The 18,700-nt window shown below is 64.3% G+C and carries 15 protein-coding genes; 7 read left to right on the forward strand and 8 right to left on the reverse strand.

Annotation, left to right across the window (positions count from 1 at the left end; all coding sequences use genetic code 11):
- Window positions 1-3 precede the first annotated feature (3 nt).
- Window positions 4-1,119, forward strand: a complete 1,116-nt coding sequence (locus tag ACMO9O_RS05375; RefSeq protein ID WP_418982675.1) for a M20 family metallopeptidase — start codon at window positions 4-6, stop codon at window positions 1,117-1,119.
- Window positions 1,116-3,389: a ribonuclease R gene (gene rnr, locus ACMO9O_RS05380; protein WP_418982676.1), complete on the forward strand. Its 2,274-nt coding sequence runs from the start codon at window positions 1,116-1,118 to the stop codon at window positions 3,387-3,389. Before ACMO9O_RS05375 ends, rnr begins: the two co-directional genes overlap by 4 nt.
- Before the next feature lie 526 nt (window positions 3,390-3,915).
- Here the strand turns inward: rnr and ACMO9O_RS05385 are convergent.
- The 8 genes from ACMO9O_RS05385 to ACMO9O_RS05420 all read right to left on the reverse strand — a co-directional run bounded on the left by ACMO9O_RS05385 (window position 3,916) and on the right by ACMO9O_RS05420 (window position 13,546).
- Window positions 3,916-4,347, reverse strand: a complete 432-nt coding sequence (locus tag ACMO9O_RS05385; protein ID WP_418982771.1) for an ATPase — start codon at window positions 4,345-4,347, stop codon at window positions 3,916-3,918.
- Between the two features lie 45 nt (window positions 4,348-4,392).
- Window positions 4,393-6,225, reverse strand: coding sequence for a V-type ATP synthase subunit I (locus ACMO9O_RS05390; protein ID WP_418982678.1), 1,833 nt, complete (start codon window positions 6,223-6,225; stop codon window positions 4,393-4,395).
- Between the two features lie 8 nt (window positions 6,226-6,233).
- Window positions 6,234-6,842 (reverse strand): V-type ATP synthase subunit D, encoded by a 609-nt coding sequence (locus tag ACMO9O_RS05395; protein WP_418982679.1) that lies wholly within the window; start codon window positions 6,840-6,842, stop codon window positions 6,234-6,236.
- A gap of 6 nt (window positions 6,843-6,848) precedes the next feature.
- Window positions 6,849-8,171: a V-type ATP synthase subunit B gene (locus ACMO9O_RS05400; RefSeq protein ID WP_418982681.1), complete on the reverse strand. Its 1,323-nt coding sequence runs from the start codon at window positions 8,169-8,171 to the stop codon at window positions 6,849-6,851.
- 9 nt (window positions 8,172-8,180) lie between these two features.
- The gene (locus ACMO9O_RS05405; protein WP_418982682.1) at window positions 8,181-9,935 is read right to left on the reverse strand and encodes a V-type ATP synthase subunit A; all 1,755 of its coding nucleotides are present in this window, start codon (window positions 9,933-9,935) and stop codon (window positions 8,181-8,183) included.
- Between the two features lie 485 nt (window positions 9,936-10,420).
- Window positions 10,421-11,251, reverse strand: a complete 831-nt coding sequence (locus ACMO9O_RS05410; RefSeq protein ID WP_418982684.1) for a DUF2764 family protein — start codon at window positions 11,249-11,251, stop codon at window positions 10,421-10,423.
- A gap of 5 nt (window positions 11,252-11,256) precedes the next feature.
- Window positions 11,257-11,871: a hypothetical protein gene (locus ACMO9O_RS05415; RefSeq protein ID WP_418982685.1), complete on the reverse strand. Its 615-nt coding sequence runs from the start codon at window positions 11,869-11,871 to the stop codon at window positions 11,257-11,259.
- A 244-nt stretch (window positions 11,872-12,115) separates the two neighbouring features.
- Window positions 12,116-13,546 (reverse strand): DUF4301 family protein, encoded by a 1,431-nt coding sequence (locus ACMO9O_RS05420; protein WP_418982686.1) that lies wholly within the window; start codon window positions 13,544-13,546, stop codon window positions 12,116-12,118.
- A gap of 146 nt (window positions 13,547-13,692) precedes the next feature.
- Here ACMO9O_RS05420 and murB point away from each other — a divergent pair, with 146 nt between their 5' ends.
- From murB to ACMO9O_RS05445, 5 genes are read left to right on the forward strand one after another with little or no spacing between them, the layout of a single operon-like run.
- Window positions 13,693-14,700: a UDP-N-acetylmuramate dehydrogenase gene (gene murB, locus ACMO9O_RS05425; RefSeq protein WP_418982688.1), complete on the forward strand. Its 1,008-nt coding sequence runs from the start codon at window positions 13,693-13,695 to the stop codon at window positions 14,698-14,700.
- 47 nt (window positions 14,701-14,747) lie between these two features.
- Entirely contained in the window at window positions 14,748-16,091 is a 1,344-nt protein-coding gene (tilS, locus tag ACMO9O_RS05430) for a tRNA lysidine(34) synthetase TilS (RefSeq protein ID WP_418982690.1), read from the forward strand.
- Between the two features lie 6 nt (window positions 16,092-16,097).
- Window positions 16,098-17,168, forward strand: coding sequence for a DNA polymerase III subunit delta (gene holA / locus ACMO9O_RS05435; RefSeq protein ID WP_418982691.1), 1,071 nt, complete (start codon window positions 16,098-16,100; stop codon window positions 17,166-17,168).
- On the forward strand, window positions 17,165-17,884 hold the full coding sequence (locus tag ACMO9O_RS05440) for an aminotransferase class IV (RefSeq protein ID WP_418982693.1): 720 nt from the start codon (window positions 17,165-17,167) through the stop codon (window positions 17,882-17,884). The genes holA and ACMO9O_RS05440 overlap by 4 nt, the downstream gene beginning before the upstream one ends.
- A gap of 53 nt (window positions 17,885-17,937) precedes the next feature.
- Window positions 17,938-18,585 carry a DUF6549 family protein gene (locus tag ACMO9O_RS05445; protein WP_418982694.1) on the forward strand — a complete coding sequence of 216 codons (648 nt, stop codon included), beginning with the start codon at window positions 17,938-17,940 and terminating at the stop codon, window positions 18,583-18,585.
- Window positions 18,586-18,700 lie beyond the last annotated feature (115 nt).

Below are 18,700 nucleotides of genomic sequence, written 5' to 3' on the forward strand. Positions count from 1 at the left end.
GCTATGAACCCGATTGAATTCCGCCGCCACCTGCATGCCAACCCCGAACTCTCGTTCGAGGAGCACGCCACGGCGGCCTTTATCGCCGAACAACTCGCCGCCCTGGGCATCGAGCACCGCACCGTCGCCCGGACGGGCATTCTGGCCCGCATCGAGGGACGCGGCAAATGCGCCGCGAAGGAGCGTCCGGCCGTGGTGCTGCGCGCCGACATCGACGCGCTGCCCGTCTGCGAGCAAACCGGTCTGGAGTGGCAGTCGCACCGCGAGGGCGTGATGCACGCCTGCGGCCACGACGTGCATGCCGCCGTGCTTTTCGGCGTCTTGCAGCAGGCGGCCGCCGCACCCGACTTCGGCGGTACGCTCTTCGGGCTGTTCCAGCCGGGCGAGGAGTGCAACCCCGGCGGGGCGTCGCTCGTACTGGCCGAGCGTCCGTTCGACGGATACGCCGTCCGCGCCGTCATCGGCGAACACGTCGAACCGCAGCTGGAGGTGGGCACGGTGGGTTTCCGCGCGGGCAAGTACATGGCTGCCAGCGACGAACTGCGCCTCAAGGTCCGCGGTACGGGCGGACACGGGGCCATGCGCAGCCAGCTGCGCGATCCCGTGGCGGCGGCCGCGGAGATCGTCACGCGGCTGGTCGGACTCAACGGCGAGGAGTGCGTGCTCTCGATCGGAAAGCTCGAGGCCGCAGGAGCGACCAACATCGTTCCCGACGAAGCCGCGATGGAGGGGACGCTGCGCACTTTCGACGAGCGCCAGCGCGAGATCATCCACCAGCGCATCCGCAACATCGCCGCCGACGTCGACGCGCGTCTGGGCGTGGAGACCTCCATCGACATCGGCCGCGGCTACCCGTGCGTGGTGAACGACGAGATTCTGGTCAAGCAGGCCGCGGCGCTGGCCGCCGAAGCGGGACTTCAGGTCGAGATGCTGCCGCTGCGCACCACGGCCGAAGACTTCGGCTTCTACTGCAAACAATATCCGTCTCTGTTCTACCGGCTGGGCGTAGGCTCCGCCGCCGGACGGCCCCATACCACGACATTCTCCCCCGACGAAGGGGCCATCGACGTGGGCATCGGCTTCATGAAGCGCCTTGCCCTGCAAATTTTGGAAAAATGAAGAAACAACAGAAAACACGTTCCCCCAAAGGAACCAACCAATCGGACCGGGCGGGATTGATCCTCAGCCTGTTCCGCGAATTCCCCAACAACAAATTCTCGCTCAAGCACCTGGCCTCCGCCTCGGGCGGAGCTACGAAGGAGGGGCGCCGCGAAACGCTCGCCATCGTCGACCGCCTTTTCGAGGAGGGGGTCATCGAGGAGTGCGCCCGCGAGAAATACCGGCTGACGCCCAAGCACCTGCCCCACCACGAGGGTGTGGCCGACATGTCCCCCTCGGGGACGGTCTACGTGAAGGTCGAAGGGCTTGAAACCGACGTACTGGTCAATGCGCGCAACGCATCCAACGCCCTGAACGGCGACCGGGTGGAGGTGGTGGTGACCCACCGCGGCCGCAGCGGACAGCTCGAAGGCGAGATCACCCGCATCGTCGAGCGGAGCCGCAAGCCCTACGTCGGCGTGGCGGAGGTGGGGCTGCACCAGATCTTCGTGCGGGCCGACTCGCGCAAGATGCCGATGGACATCTACCTCTCCAAGCGCCAATACCCCGAGGTGAAGGACGGCGAGAAGGTCGTGGTCCGCATCGTCGACTGGGCCGAGGGGAGCAAAAGCCCCGTAGGTGAACTCATCGAGGTGCTCGGCATCGCGGGCAACAACGACACGGAGATGCACGCCATCCTGGCCGAATATGAACTGCCCTACCGCTTCGAAGCCGCCGTCGAGGAGGCCGCCGAGGCGATCGACGGCCGCGTCACGGCCCGCGAGATCGCCTCGCGCCGCGACTTCCGCGACACGGTGACCTTCACCGTGGACCCCGCCGACGCGAAGGACTTCGACGACGCGCTCTCGGTGCGCAGGATCAAGGACGGCGTATGGGAGGTGGGCGTGCATATCGCCGACGTGACACACTACGTGCATCCCCACTCGACGATCGACGACGAGGCCGTCGAACGCGGCACGTCGGTCTACCTGGTGGACCGCACCGTGCCGATGCTGCCCGAACGTCTCTCGAACGAATTGTGCTCGCTGCGCCCCAACGAAACGAGCCTCTGCTTTTCGGCGGTCTTCACGCTCAACGAGAATCTCGAAATTCTGGAGGAGTGGTTCGGCCGCACGGTGATCCACTCCAACCGCCGTTTCACCTACGCCGAGGCGCAGGAGATCATCGAGACCGGACGCGGCGATTACGCCGAGGAGGTGCTGACCCTCAACCGCCTGGCGCAGGCGCTGCGCCGCGAGCGCTTCCGCAACGGGGCGATCTCGTTCGACCGTGAGGAGATGAAGTTCCGGCTGGACGAAGCAGGACGGCCCGTGGGCGTCTACTTCAAGGAGCAGAAGGAGTCGAACCAGATGATCGAGGAGTTCATGCTGCTGGCCAACCGCCGCGTGGCGGAGTTCTGCGGCAGACGCAAGAGCGACAAGGGGCGCATGGTCGACCGCACGATGGTCTACCGCGTGCACGACACCCCGAGCGAAGAGAAGCTCGACCGCTTCCGGCAGTTCATCCTCCGCTTCGGTCACATCTTCAAGGCCACCAAGGGGCGCGCCGTGGCCAAGGAGATGAACAAGCTCTTCGCTCAGATCAAAGGCACGACCGAGGAGAACGCCGTCTCGACGATGGCCGTGCGGTCGATGGCCAAAGCCTACTACTCGACCGACAACATCGGCCACTACGGACTGGCTTTCCCCTACTATACGCACTTCACCTCGCCCATCCGCCGCTACCCCGACATGATGGTCCACCGGTTGCTGGCCCGCTACCTCGAAGGTGGCAAATCGGCCGACAAGGAGGCGCTGGAGGCGCTTTGCGTCCGGGCCTCGGAGCGCGAGATCGTCGCTGCCGAAGCCGAACGGGCCTCGATCAAGTACAAGATGGTCGAATTTATGAAAGAGCACCTGGGCGAGGAGTTCGACGGCCACATCTCGGGGCTGACCGAGTGGGGCGTCTATGTCGAGCTGGACGAGACGCATATCGAAGGCATGTCGTTCCTGCGCGACGTGGAGGGGGATTTCTTCCAGTTCGACGAGCAGAACTACGAGATTATCGGCCGCTCGACGGGCATCCGCCTGACGCTCGGCTCGTCCGTGCGCATCCGCGTGAAACGCGCCGACCTGCAAAAACGGCAGCTCGACTTCGAACTGCTGCTGCCCGATGCCGCGCGGCGCGGCCGGGGAGGCGCTGGCGGCGCTTCGGGTCGCGCTTCGGGCGGCGCCGATTCCGCGCGCAAGGGACCCTCCGTCCGGCGGTCGGCACGGCGGAGCGGAAGGTAAGGCGGTACCGATCAGAGCGATAAGCGCAACGAGTGACGTGGGGAGGGGCGCAAGTCCGTTCCCGGCCCTTGAATCCTCGCGGCCGCTGGCCGCGTTTATAAATCTGCCCTCCCCTAAATCCCCTCCTCGGAGGGGACTTATATCCGCCTGCGGCGGAAAAGCGTGCTTAAGGTCATCTTGCATATCGAGTACGCCATTCTATTCAACAGGCTGCAACTATTTTCGACCGTCAGGTCGGCGGGCCGCAGCCTCCGGCAGAGGAGGCCCGCTCAGCGCGTCCCTCCGAGGCTGCGTCCGAGAATAAACGCCTATCCCGATTAAAAGAGACCGCTTGACCCGTGCACCGCAGGCTGCATCCGACGTGTTTTCCATCTACATAAAAATGTCTTTCCGACGACGGCCCCCGGAACAAACGGGCCGAACGTCTGAAAGCAAAACCGAGAAGCGCCCCAGCCATAAAGGCTGGGGCGCTTTCTTCCGGGAAGGGCAGGCCGAACGTTCGGCTCCGCCGCATCCGCGTCACAGGCTAACGCACGATATTGGCGATCAGGAACGTAGCGGCGACGGTAAGGATGGCGTACAACTCGGGGAAAGCCGCCAGGATCAGCGTCTTACCCATCACGTCGTGGCCGTTGCCGATGGCTGCGATACCGTTGGCGCACACCTTGGCCTGGTAGATGGCGGCCGCCAGGTTGACGATACCGACCAGAATGCCTGCGCCCAGCACGGCAGCCGCCTGCACCATCGAGGGCGAGGAGAGGAAGCCCTGCACCATGAAGAAGCAGACGAATCCGTAGAGACCCTGCGAACCGGGCAGTGCCGAGAGGATCATGTAACTGCCGAATGCGCCGCCGTTCTTCTTCATCGCGCCGACAGCGGCCTGTCCGGTGATCGAAGTACCCACGGCCGATGCGATACCGGCCAAACCTACCATCAGCGCTACACCGATATAGGCCATTACCAAAGCTGTTGTTTCCATAGTCTGAATTGTGATTTATTGTTGTTATTCGTTTGTTTGATCCATTTTGCGGATGGGGTCGAACGTGCGCGACGCCATTTCGAAGCCGGCATTCTTGTAGAATTCGACGAACGTGAGACGCATCGGGTGCACGAACGACGAGATGGTCGACATGAAGAGGTTGATGCCGTGGCCGATAATGAGAATCGGCAGCATGATGAGGATGCGTACCGCGATATTCGCCCCCTCGGGCACGAAACCGTCGGCCAGCGAGTTGAAGACCAGCGCCAGCACGCCGCCCGAGAGCCCGATGGCGAACAGACGGATGTACGACAGCACGTCGCTCAGCAGTCCCGTGATGTTGTTGTAGAGGTTCCAGAGGCCCGCGCCGAAGTTGACGAACGGATTTTTGCCCGGCGTATTGAAGAAGAGCATCAGCACCGCACCGATCCCGATCGCCGTATAGAAGACGGGCGACGAGGCGGTGAAGCCCGGAATTGCCCACGCGGAGTTGAGCATCGGCAGGCCCGCAGCCAGCGAACCGGCCAGCAGGATCAGGAACCACCCCAGCGGCGCCAACGCATAGCGGAAGCCGAAGCTGCGCGTGCGCACCACGATGTTGAGCACCATGCCGAAGAGAATCTGCACCACGCCGATCGCCAGCGCAAAGGAGAAGAAGCGGTTCTGGAAATCGAAGAACGGAACGTGGGGGAACCACGTCCGCAGGTCGATGCCGAAGAACGAACCGCTGAACAGGCCGAACGCGATCGTCGAGAGGGCGCACAACGTGGCGAACCACGCCGCGCTGCGCATCAGCCCCGGCTTCCGATTTTTGGCCAGCATCCACAACCCCAACAGCAGCAGCACCAGTCCATACCCGGCATCGTTGAGGCAGATGCCGAAGAAAAGCATGTAGAACGGCGCGAAATAGGGCGTCAGGTCGAGCGTCCCGTAACGCGGGCGGGCATACATGTCGCCCACCAGCTGGAAGTTGCGCGCGAACCAGCCGTTGCGCAGCTTGACGGGCGTGTCGTCCTCGGGCGTGGGGTCGGCTTTGAGCCAGACCACGTTGGGATAGGCTTCCAGCAGAGCATCCACCTTGGAGGAGGTCTCCTTCTCGGCCCACCCCTCCATCACCACGAGCGTACCGTCGGCGGCCTGCTGCGCCGTGGCTTCGACTTTCACCCCCTGCAGGCGCTCCTTCAGCTCGGCCGCATGGGCGGCGAGCAGTTTTTCGGAGGCGGCCACGCGCGAGAACTCGGCATCGAGCGCCCGCAGTCTCTTCCGCGCTTCGGCCAACTGCCGTTCCGCCTCGCGGACGTCCATCGTCGGGGTCTTCATCTCCTGCGCGTCGATGGTCACCTCCTCACCGGGCGCAGTCACCGCCACGAACCACACCGTAGCGTCGGTGCGGGCAACCTCAGAGAGGGTGTAGCGCTCGCTCCATTCGGGGGCGAGCTTGTCGTAGTTGGCCCGCGGTGCGGAGAAGTAGCGCAGCACGATGCCCTGCCGGGCCAGCGAAGCCGCTCGCTCGGGATCGAACGCGCCCCAGGGGCGCAGCTCGTCGGCGAGCTTCTCCAGTCGTCCGATCTCGCTATTGAGCGCCGCAGCCTGCCGCTGGGCCTCCGCATAGTGGGTATACGCCTCCTCGCCCGAAGCGAACGGGGCGGCCGAAGCGTCGAAGCGCCCCTCCTCGGCGCGGAACCCTTTGAGGAACTCCGCGGCGCGGGCGTGACCCTCGACGTCGAGCATCAGCTGGCGGTCCTGTTCCGAAGGCTCCCAGCCCGTGGTGGTGATATCCACCAGGCCGATCTCACGCAGCTTTGCGATAAAATCCTCGCTCTGCGCCGCAAAGAGCACAAAGTCGTATTTCACCATCCTCGCTATCATAACATCGCGCCCTCCCCGGCCGTCTGTTGTTTGGTTTTCACGATCTTCTGGGCGGATTTGGAGAGGTTTTCCTCATCCTCCATGAAGCGTTTGATCTTGCGTATGGCGTCCTCGTAACCGGGAATCTGCACCTTCTCGTAGAGGTTCACCTTCTGGGTGGTCTTGCGGCGCGCCTGGTCCAGCAGCTCCATCTTGCGGTCGTAGACCGCGTATTCGATCCCCAGCCGGGCCAGCCGCTTGAGAACGTCGACCCCGGCGGCGTACCACACGGGCGACGAGAAGAGGTCGTAGGGTTTCTCCTCGAACTTCACCTCCTCCAGCACGGGCGTGCGGACGCCGGCGATCTTCTGCGTCGCAAGCTCCACGTCGGCCACGCGCAGCAGATCGCCGTCGAACTCGCCCCACAACGCCGCCATGTAGTCGTACTCGGCTTTCAGGGCGTCGAGCCGGCGGCGGTAGTCGGCCGCGGCATCCTTCGCCTTCTTGACCTCGGAGCGGAGGGCCGACTCCTTGCTTTTGATCGTAGGAAGGGCCTTCTGCCGCATCTTGAGCTGCTTGCCCAATTCACCGAGCGAAGTTTTGTTGTATTGGAACTTGATTGCCATAGGGCGTTACGCTGCTTTCCAGTATTTCTTGATCAGCTCCTCCTTGATGGCGACCTCCTCCTTGGTGAAGTACTTGGCGAAGAGGCCCCACGCCGTGTCGAGCATCTCGGTGATGCCGATATTCACGTCGATCGACAGCAGCTTCATCGAGTAGTCGTAGGCGAACTTCAGGGTGCGCTCGTCGTAATCCGACAGGTCGAAACCGTTCTCGAGCTTGGTCTTGGCGTTGGCCGCGTCGGCGTAGAGACGCACGCAGGCGTTCATCACCTGCGGATGGTCCTCGCGGGTCTTCTTGCCGATAACGAGCTGCTTCAGACGCGACAGCGAACGGAACGGGTCGACGATGACCTTGCCCGTGTCGGAGTCGTTTCTGAGGAACAGCTGCCCCTCGGTGATGTAACCCGTGTTGTCGGGGATGGCATGCGTGATGTCGCCGCCCGAGAGGGTCGTCACGGCGATGATGGTGATCGAACCGCCGTTGGGCAGCTGCACGGCCTTCTCGTAGATCTTCGCCAGGTCGGAATAGAGCGAACCGGGCATCGAGTCCTTCGAGGGAATCTGGTCCATGCGGTTCGACACGATGGCCAGCGCGTCGGCGTAAAGGGTCATGTCGGTGAGCAGCACCAGCACCTTTTCGCCCTTGTCCACGGCGAAATACTCGGCCGCCGTGAGCGCCATGTCCGGCACGAGCAGGCGTTCGACGGGCGGGTTTTCGGTCGTGTTGACGAACGAGACGATGCGGTCGAGCGCACCGGCGTTCTCGAAGACCGACTTGAAAAAGAGGAAGTCGTCGTTCGTGAGGCCCATGCCGCCCAGAATGATCTTGTCGGCCTTGGCGCGCAGCGCCACGTTGGCCATCACGGCATTATAGGGCTGGTCGGGGTCGGCGAAGAAGGGAATCTTCTGCCCCGTTACGATCGTGTTGTTGAGGTCGATGCCCGCGATGCCCGTGGCGATCAGCTCCGAAGGCTGCAAGCGCCGGAAAGGGTTCACCGTCGGACCGCCGATCTCGCGCTCCTCGCCCTCGACGATCTCCCCGCCCTCGAGCGGTTCGCCGTAGGCGTTGAAGAAGCGGCCTGCCAGGTCGTCCGACACGCGGAGCTTCGGCGGTTCGCCGTGGAAGACGACCTCCGAATCGGTGGCCAGCCCCTCCGTGCCGGCGAAAACCTGCAGCGTGACGTTCTCGCCCATGATTTTCACCACCTGCGCCAGCTTGCCGCCCACGGTGGCCAGCTCGTCGTTGCCGACGCCCTCGGCCCGCAGCGTCACGGTCGCCTTGGTGATGTTGTCGATCTTGGTATATATCTTCTGAAATGCTCGTGTTGTCATGGTCGTCTGCTATTTTGATTGTTCACCCACATACTGCTCGATCTGCCGGCGATAGTCCTCGAACTTTTCGGACTTCCACTCCGAGTAGTTCATCTGGCGGAAGAGGTTGATCAGCCCCTTGAAAAACTGCGAGCACTGCTCGAAGTCGGTGAAGCCGAAATCGCGGTTGCAGATCGAGAGCACCATCTTGTACATCATCTGCTGGCGCTCCATCGGGCAGTTGGCGTCGATGGCGTCGAAAGCGTCCTGCTGCAGGATCACGAAGTCGATCAGCTCGGCCTTCCAGAAGCGCTCGTGGTACTCCACCGGAACGCCGTCGTCGCCCAGAATGTTGATCTGGTCGTTGGCCTCCTTGCCGCGCTGCACGATGGTCTTGCCCTGGTAGACCAGGTCCACCCAGTCCTTCTCGATCTGCTCGTCAAGGTAGGCGCGGATTTCGGGGTACTCCAGGTATTTCGAGTAGGAGTCGAGCGGGTCGATGGCCGGGTAGCGCTTCGAGTCGGCACGGCCCTGCGAGAGGGCGTAGAAACAGCGCGCGGCCTTTTTGGTCGACTCCGTGACAGGCTCCTTGAGGTTACCGCCCGCGGGCGAGACCGTTCCGAGGAAAGTTACCGAACCGGTCTTGCCGTTGCTCAACTTGACCAGGCCGGCACGGGAGTAGAAGTTCGAGATGATCGCCGAGAGGTCCATCGGGAAGGCGTCCTGTCCGGGCAGCTCCTCCAGACGGTTCGACATTTCGCGCAGCGCCTGCGCCCAGCGCGACGTAGAGTCGGCCATCACCAGAACCTTCAGCCCCATCGCGCGGTAGTACTCGCCGATGGTCATGCCCGTATAGACCGAAGCCTCGCGCGCGGCGACGGGCATATTGGAGGTGTTGCAGACGATGATCGTGCGCTCCATCAGCTTGTGGCCCGTGCGCGGGTCGACCAGCTCGGGGAACTCCTTGAAGATTTCGACCACCTCGTTGGCACGCTCGCCGCACGCCACCATGATGATGATGTCGGCGTCGGCCTGCTTGGAGATAGCGTGCTGCAGCACGGTTTTACCGGCGCCGAACGGCCCGGGAATGAAGCCCGTACCGCCCTCGGCCATCGGGTTGAACGTGTCGATGGGCCGCACGCCCGTAACCATGATGCGCGACGGACGCGGCTTCTCCTCGTAGCAACGCACGGCACGCTTGACGGGCCACTTCTGCACCATCGTGATCTCGTGGTCGCGCCCCTCCTCGTCGGTCACCACGGCGACGGTGTCCGTGACCTTGTACGTTCCCGCCGGCGCGACGCTCCTGACCGTGTAGTCGCCCGTCATGGTGAAGGGGACCATGATCTTGTGCATCACCCACTGCTCCTTCACCTCGCCCAGCCACGATGCGGCCGAAACCCGGTCGCCGGCCTGGGCCAGCGGCGTGAACTCCCATTGGGCGTCGTAGTCGATCGGCTCGGTGATCGAACCGCGGGAGATGAACAGCCCGTCCATCTTCTCCAGGTCGTTCTGCAGACCGTCGTAGTTGCGCGACAGCAGGCCGGGGGCCAGCGTGGCTTCGAGCATGTGCCCCTCGAAGTCGACCCTGTCGCCGATCTTCAGGCCGCGCGTGCTGTCGTAAACCTGGACGTAGGCGTTGTCGCCCACGACCTTGATGACCTCGGCCATCATGCGGGTATCTCCCGTGTACACGTAACAAATCTCGTTCTGGCCCACGGCTCCGTCGGCCTTGACGATGACGATGTTGGAGATGATACCGTTTACTCGTCCTTTCGTTTTCATGGATATGGTTTGTTGTTTTCCTATTGTTTGCAATCCTTTCGTGTCAGAGAAGGTAGGTTGAACCAACGAACCGCTCACGACCGCCGAATCTCGCGGCGTTCCGCCGCGTCATCAAATCTGACCCTCCCCTAAATCCCCTCCTCGGAGGGGACTTGTCGCAACGCAACCAAAATCAGCGACACACCTCTCAATCGTCTGCCTCTTTGTTTCGCGGCTCCAAGAGCCGCGCGGGCCGCAGCCCCGCCCCGCGGAGGCCCGCTTTTCGCGTGCCCCGCAGGCTGCGTCCGCAACTGCGGAACACCGACGCAATCAGGGCAACGCCTTTATACTTTTCGGCACGCTATGCACCGCATCGTTTCAGTTCGAAGAACTGACGGGCCGCAGCCTCCCGGCGCGGAGGCCCGCTTTTCGCGTCCTTTCGCAGGCTGCCGCCCGACAGGAACGCATATTGAAATCTCGCGCGGACAGATCAGAGGTCACATCCCTCAGCGTTCGATCATTTCGCGGACGTCCAGCTCTTCGAGCAGCCGGGCGAACAGTTCGCGGCCGCGCGCCGCATCGAGCCGCGTCCAGCGCGCCACGATATTGATGCGCACCAGGTAGGAGAGGATGGCGTCGATGTTGAAATAGTCGAACGTCGCCAGTTCCACCGCTTCGTTCCAGCGGATCAGATCGATCTTATGCTCCTTTTCCAGCAGGTTGGCCTCGTCGTTGACCGCTGCGATTACCGCATCGACGTAGGGCAGTTCGCCCCGCAGTCCGAAATCGGCCGCCGAACTGCGCAGCAGCTGCTGTTCCACGTCGCCGTCGCCCACGACCGCCTCTTCGACCGGACGGCCTGCGGCGCGCGCCGTCACGGCCGCCGCCACGTTGCGCAGCGTGCGGTCGAACTGGGACCAGGCCCTCAGAAAACGCCCGCCGCGCCGCTCGCACATCGCGTAGTAGGCCCCGAAAAGCGCCGCTTCGAAGCGCTGCGCCGTGTTCACCGTCTCGGCGTCCTCGCCCTCGGGATCGGCGTAGGCCCGCACGACCTGCGCCAGCGGTTCGGGCAGCCGTTTGGGGGTTTTCAGCTCCTCCTCAAGCTCTTCGCGCGACAGGTTGCCCAGCGGGTCGTAGGCCGAACGCCCGGCTCGCAGCGCCGCGAGGTTCTCGCAGTCGTAGTAGCCATAGAGCAGGCGCACCTGCGCCGCGTCGGAAGCCGTCAGTTCGTCGCAGATCCCGGCAACGATCGCCGCAGCGTCGAACCCCTTGGCATCCCCGTCGAGCGTGTACTCCCGAAGCCCGGCGACCAGGCTGTAATACTCCTTTGCGAACATGGCGCTCAGGCCTTAAAAAGCAGTTGAGAGACCCTTTCGCGCAGGTATTCGCCCAGCAGCGCCTCGACATCGGCGTCGGAGAACGAAATGTAATAACCGCCCTCCTTCTCGCCCACCTTAAAACCGCTGCGCACCTGCTTCGAATAACCGACCTCGATACCGGCGGCCAGCAATTCGCGGGCGCTCTTCTCGAACGCAGCGTCGAGCGTCTTGCGCTCGGCTTCGGGCAGCAACGCCTCCAGCGTGACCTTGCCCGAGTCGTTCCCGTTCCAGTTGCGGGCCACGGCCAGCAGCATCTCCTTGATGAAGGCGGGGTCCATGACGGCTTTTGCAACCCCCTCCGAAGTGCTTTTGGCGACGATCAGCGAGGCGATCTCGGACTTGATCTTCGCCACGGCCTGACGGCCGGCCAGCGCGATCTCGGTCAGACTGTTCTTGGCCACGTCCTCGGCCTTTGCCTCGGCCCCGCGGACGATCTGCTCGGCCTCGGCGCGCGCTTCGGCCACGATCCGTTCCGCATCCTTGCGGGCATCGGCAACGAGTTTGTCCGCCTCGGCGCGACCTTTTTCCAGCCCCTCGTCGTAGAGTTTGCGGGTCAGCTCTTGCAGTTTGTTTTCCATTGCGTTATCGTGTTTTGATTATCGTTTTTTCATTTGCGCGTACAAATATAGAAAAGATTCCCCGAAAAACCGGAAATGAAGTTGGAATTTATCCTTTTTTGACGAAAACTGCCTACAAAAAATACATGCGCTCCCCTATGTGCAAAGATCGGGCACAATTAACGCCCCCCGCAACGATCCGGCCCGGACGGGAGACGATCCCGTCCGGGCCGGACAACGCGGAAACGAACTTTCGTTCCACCGGTTACTGATGCTGGGGCCGCAGCAGGTCCTGCACGACCTTCACCGGGGAGAAGGTGGTGATGGGCACGTCGACGAAGACGGTGTTCCAGCGCGCCATCGCCCCGTTCCACAGGCCCGGCAGCTCCTGCGCCCGCAGCTCGCGGCCGCCGGCCGACTTGGAGGAGATGAAGCCGGTCGAGGGGTCGGTGTAAGCGCGCAGGTCGAACTTCGCACCCTGCGAGTTGCGCACGCCGCACACGAGGTCCACCGGGTTGAAGTGGGTGGCCGAACGCATCAGCGGCAGGTCGTCGGGTGCGATCTGGCTCGATTCGGCGATCTGCAGCGACTCCGTGCCGTCGGGGTTCGACACCCAGAACGGTCCGCCGCCCGGCTCGCCCTCGTTGCGGACCATGCCGCAGACACGGATGGGACGGTCGAGCACGGCACGCAGCAGCGCCGTGTCGTAGCGCTCGGGCAGCTTCACGCAGAGTTCGTTTTCGATGAATGCGGCGATCGGAGCCAGCTCGGCCCCGCCGACCTCCAGCGCGCGGAGGTATTCGAACGCCCGCTCCTGCAGGTCGAGCAGGATGCCCGCCAGCACTTTCTTGTAGCGGATCGTGTCGCCGCGCCGCGCATCGGTCGTAACGTTGTCGATGTTCTTGATGAATATAAGGTCGGCGTCGATCTCCGAGAGGTTCTCAATCAGCGCTCCGTGGCCCGCCGGACGGAACAGCAGCGTACCGTCGTCCTGCCGGAAAGGTTCGTTTTCGGGCGTCACGGCGATCGTGTCGGTCGAGGGTTTCTGCACCGAGAAAGAGATGTCGTAACGGATGCCGAAACGCTTCTCGTAGACGGGAACCTTCTCCGCCAGCAGCGCCTCGAAGCCCGCGCGGTGCTCGGGCGAGACGGTGAAGTGGATGCGCGCCACGCCGCCCGCAGCGGCGTACTCCGCGCCCTCGACCAGATGCTCCTCGACGGCCTTGCGCGCCCCCTCGGGGTAGGCGTGGAAGGTGACCAGCCCCTTGGGTTTGCGTCCGTAATCCAGCCCCTCGCCCACGATGGCGCTCACCGTGGCACGGTCGTCGGCCCCTGCGGGCAGCACGGCCTTCAGCTCGGGCCAGAAAGCGAACTTTTCGATGTTCTCCAGCAGCGTGTCGATGCCCTTGCCGCGCTTGTTGTCGTTGACGAACTCGAACAACTCCTTGAACATGCGCGTCGCCGCGCCCGAGGCGGGTACGAACTTGACCACCGAAAGTCCGGCGGCCCGCTCGTAGCGCGCCACAGCCTCGTCGGCCCGCACGGCGTCCACCAGCCGCACTCCGTCGCCGGGCGAAGCGGCGCGGACGACCTTCAGAAAGGGGAAGCCGCGGCGGAAGTTCTCGATCTGTCGTTCCACGGCCTCGGGCGTAAGCCCGTGCCGGGCGATCTGCTGTAAATCTTTTTCGGTAAACATGGGTTTTATCGGTTTTAATAGGTTTTAGTAGGTTTGGGTTCCGCAAACGCCGGGCAGCCGATTCCGGAAGACAAACCCGCCTGCGGAAAGCGAATCGACCTGCCCAAGCACTCAAAGTTAACAAATAATTCCTAACTTTGCACATCATGATCCGAGAATTTCAGCATATCAGCCTGCGCGGGCGCAACAGCTTCGGGGTCGAGCAGTGGGCCGCGCGGCTCGTCGAGTTCGAAAACACGGACGACCTCCGGACGATCTTCGCCGCGGGTCTGCCCGAACGGTGGATGGTCCTCAGCGGCGGCAACAACGTCCTCTTCACGTGCGATTACGAGGGGCTGCTGCTCACGCCCGTCTCGCAGCGGATCGAGCTGCTGGCGGACGACGGTGAGACGGTCCGCATCCACGCCGACGCGGGTGCGGAGTGGGACGATCTGGTCGAATGGGCCGTCTGTCGCGGGCTGTGGGGGCTGGAAAATCTCTCGCTGATTCCCGGCAAGGCGGGGGCCGCACCGGTACAGAACATCGGAGCCTACGGCTGCGAGGCCGCCGACGCCATCGAGCGGGTGCACTTTTTCCGCGTCGCCACGCTGACGGAGGAGACGCTCGACGCCGGACAATGCGGCTTCGGCTACCGCGAAAGCGTCTTCAAACACGCCCTCAAAGGCCAGGTCGTCATCACAGGCATCGACCTGTGCCTCCACCGCACGCCGCGGCCCCGGCTGGGCTACGGCGACGTGGAGCGCGAGGCGGCCGCCCGGGGCGGGGTGACGCTGCGCAACATCCGCGAGGCGGTGTGCGCGATCCGCCGCGCGAAGCTCCCCGATCCGGCCGTGACGGGCAATGCAGGCAGCTTCTTCAAGAATCCCGTGGTCGAGGCCGCGGTAGCGGAGCGGCTGCTGCGCGAATACCCCGACATGCCGCACTACCCCGCACCCGGGGGGCGCGTGAAGCTGGCTGCGGGCTGGCTGATCGACCGCGCCGGGCTGAAGGGGCATCGCGCCGGGCGCGTGGGGGTCCACGACCGGCAGGCGCTGGTGCTCGTCAATCTGGGCGGCGCATCGGGCGCGGAGGTGATCGCCCTGGCCCGCAACGTGCAGGAGCGGGTGCGCGAACGGTTCGGCGTGGAGATCGACACCGAGGTGAACATACTTTAAAACAAAGCCGGTCCGCCGCCCAGGACGGTGCGGCCCGCAAGATACCGATGAATCTGCTCGAATCCTTTCAGAACTACATCGCCGGGAACGACCTGGCCGCGAAGGACGACCGCATCCTGCTGACCGTCTCGGGCGGCGTGGACTCGATGGTCATGCTCTCGCTCTTCATCCGCAGCGGTTACGAGGTGGGGGTCGCCCACTGCAATTTCCAGCTGCGGGGGGCCGAAAGCGACGAGGACGAGGTGCTGGTGCGCACCGAGGCGGAACGCTGCGGGGTCGCGTTCTACAACCGCCGCTTCGAGACCGCCGCCGAGATGCAGCGCACGGGCGAGTCGATGGAGATGGCGGCCCGGCGGCTGCGCTACGCCTGGTTCGACGAGCTGAGCCGCGCGGAGGGGTACGCTTCGATCGCCATCGCCCACCACGCCGACGACTCGATCGAGACGTTCTTCATCAACCTGCTGCGCGGCACGGGCCTCAGGGGTCTGACGGGCATCTCCACCCAGATCGGACGCATCATCCGCCCGCTGATGTTCGCCTCGCGCAAGGAGATTCTCGAATACGCCGTGGCCAACCGCATCCCCTTCCGGGAGGATTCGTCGAACCGTTCGACCAAATACCTGCGCAACAAAATCCGCCTCGGACTGATCCCCCGCATCCGGGAGATCAACCCCAAGTTCACGGACCTCATGCGCCGCAACATCGCCCGGCTGACCGACGCGCAGCTCTTCATCAACCACGGCATCGAGCGCATCCGCACGGAGGCCGTGACCTCGCAGGGCGGCATCGACACCATCCGCCTCGACCGCATCGACCCGGCCTTTCCGCAGGGATTCGTCATCTACGAGCTGCTCAGCTCGGCCTACGGCTTCAAGGGCGACGTGATCGACGCCCTGTGCCATGCGCTCGACCACGACGCGACGGGCCGCCGCTTCTATGCGCGCGACCGCGTGGCCACCGTCGACCGCGGCACGATCGTCGTGTCCCCGATCGCGCCCGACGACGCGTGCAGCATCCCGGTCGAGCGGGGCACGCTGCGCAGCTACTGCGGCAACTCGGTGCTCTACTACGAATACCGCGACATCGACGCCATCCAGAACTACGGCGTCCCCGAGAACGTCGCGCAGGTCGATGCCGACCGGCTGGAATTTCCCCTCACGCTGCGCCGCTGGCAGGAGGGCGACTCGTTCGTCCCCTTCGGCATGACGGGACGCAAGAAAGTGAGCGACTTTCTGATCGACGCCAAGGTCTCGCAGCCCGAAAAGGAGCGGCAGTTCGTGCTGCTCTCGGGCGGGGAGATCGTCTGGCTGGTGGGACGCCGCATCGACGACCGCTTCCGCCTCACCCCCCAGACCGAGAACGTGCTGCGCATCACCAAAGAGATCGTCTGAGAAACCATGGCTAAAACCACGCTCCGATTCCGCGACTCGGTCGCCCAGTACGAACGCATGGCGGCCGACATCGCCCGCCGGCAGTTCGCCCCCGTCTACCTGCTGATGGGCGAGGAGAGCTACTTCATCGACGCCATCGCCGAACAGCTGGCGGCGACCGTTCTCGACGAAGCCCAGCGGGCTTTCAACCAGATCACCGTCTACGGCAAGGACTCCGATGCGGGGCAGGTCATCAACCTCTGCCGCCAGCTGCCGATGATGGGCTCCTATCAGGTAGTCATCCTGCGCGAAGCCCAACAGCTGCGGGCGCTCGACAAACTTTCGCTTTACACGCAGCACCCCTCGCCGACCACGATTCTGGTGATCTGCCACAAGGAGCGCAACGCCGACAAGCGCTCGGCGTTCTACAAGGGGTGCGCGGCCAACGGCACGGTGCTCGAATCGGTGCGGCCGCGCGACTACGAGATCGCGGCGTGGCTGCAACAGTTCATCGCCAAAAAGGGGTTCTCGATCGACACGAAGGCGCTGTCGATGCTCACCGACCACCTCGGAACCGACATCTCGAAGATCGAAAACGAGCTGCGCAAGCTGACCGTCTCGCTGCCGGCAGGCACGCGGCGCATCACCGACGCCGACATCGAGACGCATATCGGCATCTCCAAGGAGTTCAACAACTTCGAACTCTGCAAGGCGGTCCTTACGCGCGACATGGCCCGCGCGCTGATGATCGCCGACCATTTCGCCCGCAACCCCAAGGACAACCCCCTGCTGGTCACCATCCTGGCGCTTTTCTCGCAGTTCAAGGAGCTGTTCGTGGTCAACTACCTCTCTTGGCAGGCGCGGCGCAAGGGACAGCCTTTCCCGTCGGACACCGAGCTGATGCGCATCCTGCGCAAGAGCAACTCCTTTATTATCGGCGAAATCAAGCAGGCCGCCGCGCGCTGGGACAACCGGAAGGTCTTCGCCGTGCTGGGGCTGCTGCGCGAATACGACGCCAAGAGCAAGGGCATCAACGCGGGCGGCGCACCCGACGGGGAGCTGCTGCGCGAACTGCTGCTCAAAATCTTCCTTTTGTGACCGAACTCTGCCTATACCAGACGGTCCACCTCCGTCGGGGCCGGGCACGCAACGTCGAGCAGCACGCCGCCGTGCTGCGCCGGGCCGCCCGCACCCTTTTCGGGTCGGAGTACGCGCCCGATCCCGGGCAGCTCACGCAGCGCATCGAAGCGCTGGCCGCCGAACTGCGCTACCCGGAGGAGGTATCGTGTTTTGTCCGCATCGAGGTCGCGGCCGACGGGGAGGAACGGCTCGTCGCGGCAGGTTCGTCGCTCTACGACGGCTATGCGCTGCGGAGCCTGCTGCCCCGCGCCGTGACGACGGTCTTTGCCCTGCCGGGCGGCGACCTGCCCACGTCGGCCCGCGAAGCCGCAGCCCGCGAGGCCGACCTGCTGGCCCGCGCGGCGGGGGGCGATGCGGCGCTGCACTGCGACGCCGAAGGGCGGCTGTTCGATGCGGGGGACGCTCCGCTGTTCGCCGTGCGGGGGCACACGGTCCGCTGCGCCCCCGGGGCCGAGGGGGTCGAACGCGAGCTGGGCCGCCGCGCCGTAGCGGCCGCCGGGCTGACGCTGAGCGACGAGCCGTTCACGCGCTCCGAACTGCCGCGGCTCGACGAACTGTTCCGCATCGACCACCGGGGCGTGACCGCCTACTCCCGCTGCGACGCGCAGCCGCTCATGGCGCTCGCCGCCGAGCGCGTCGCCCGGGCGCTGGAGGGGCTGTTTTGGAAAAAATAGAAACGCGCACCCACTCCCCCGCCGTATCTTCGGGTTGTCTAAAACCCGAACTCATGAAAAAATACCTGTTGCTCTACGCCGTCCTCACCACGTCGCTGCTCTATGCCGGCTACCGCCGTTACCGGAGCGAAACCGGGCGGCTCGCCCAAAACCAGTCGGCCCTGACGGCCGAAGTCGAACACTTCCGCACGCGGCTCGGCGAGGAGGCCGCCGCGGCACAGGTGCTGCGCCTGCGCTGCGGCGAGTTCGCACAGCTGCGCGAAGCCGACGCGCGGCGCATCCGCGCGCTGGGGATCAAAATCCGCCGGCTCGAAGCGGCATCCACCACCGTAGCGGCGACCTCCGTCGCGTTCCGCGCCCCGCTGCGCGACACGCTCCTGCGCCGGGGCGACACCGCCCTGCTCCGTCCGCGCATCCCAGCCGCATCGCTCCCGGTGCTCACCGCAGGGTCCCTGCGAACGGCCGACAGCGTGCGGTTCTTCCGCTGGCGCGACGCATGGGTCACCGTCGAGGGGATCATCGCCGATGATTCCGTCGCCTGCCGCGTGGAGAGCGTCGACACGCTGCGGCAGATCGTGCACCGCATTCCCCGCCGCTTCCTCTTCATCCGCTGGGGCACGAAGGCGCTGCGGCAGCAGATCACCTCGTCGAACCCCCATACGCGCATCGTCTACACTCAGTACGTGAAGATCGAGCGCTGAGCCGCCCCTGCGAACGCACCCGATAGCGGAAACGGTCCCGCGGGGATTCCCTGCGGTCTCCGCACGGGCGCTCTGCGCAAAAAAACGGAGAATCCGCATCCGCAATCCGCAAATT

Source organism: Alistipes sp. (assembly GCF_048465635.1).
GTDB lineage: Bacteria > Bacteroidota > Bacteroidia > Bacteroidales > Rikenellaceae > Alistipes.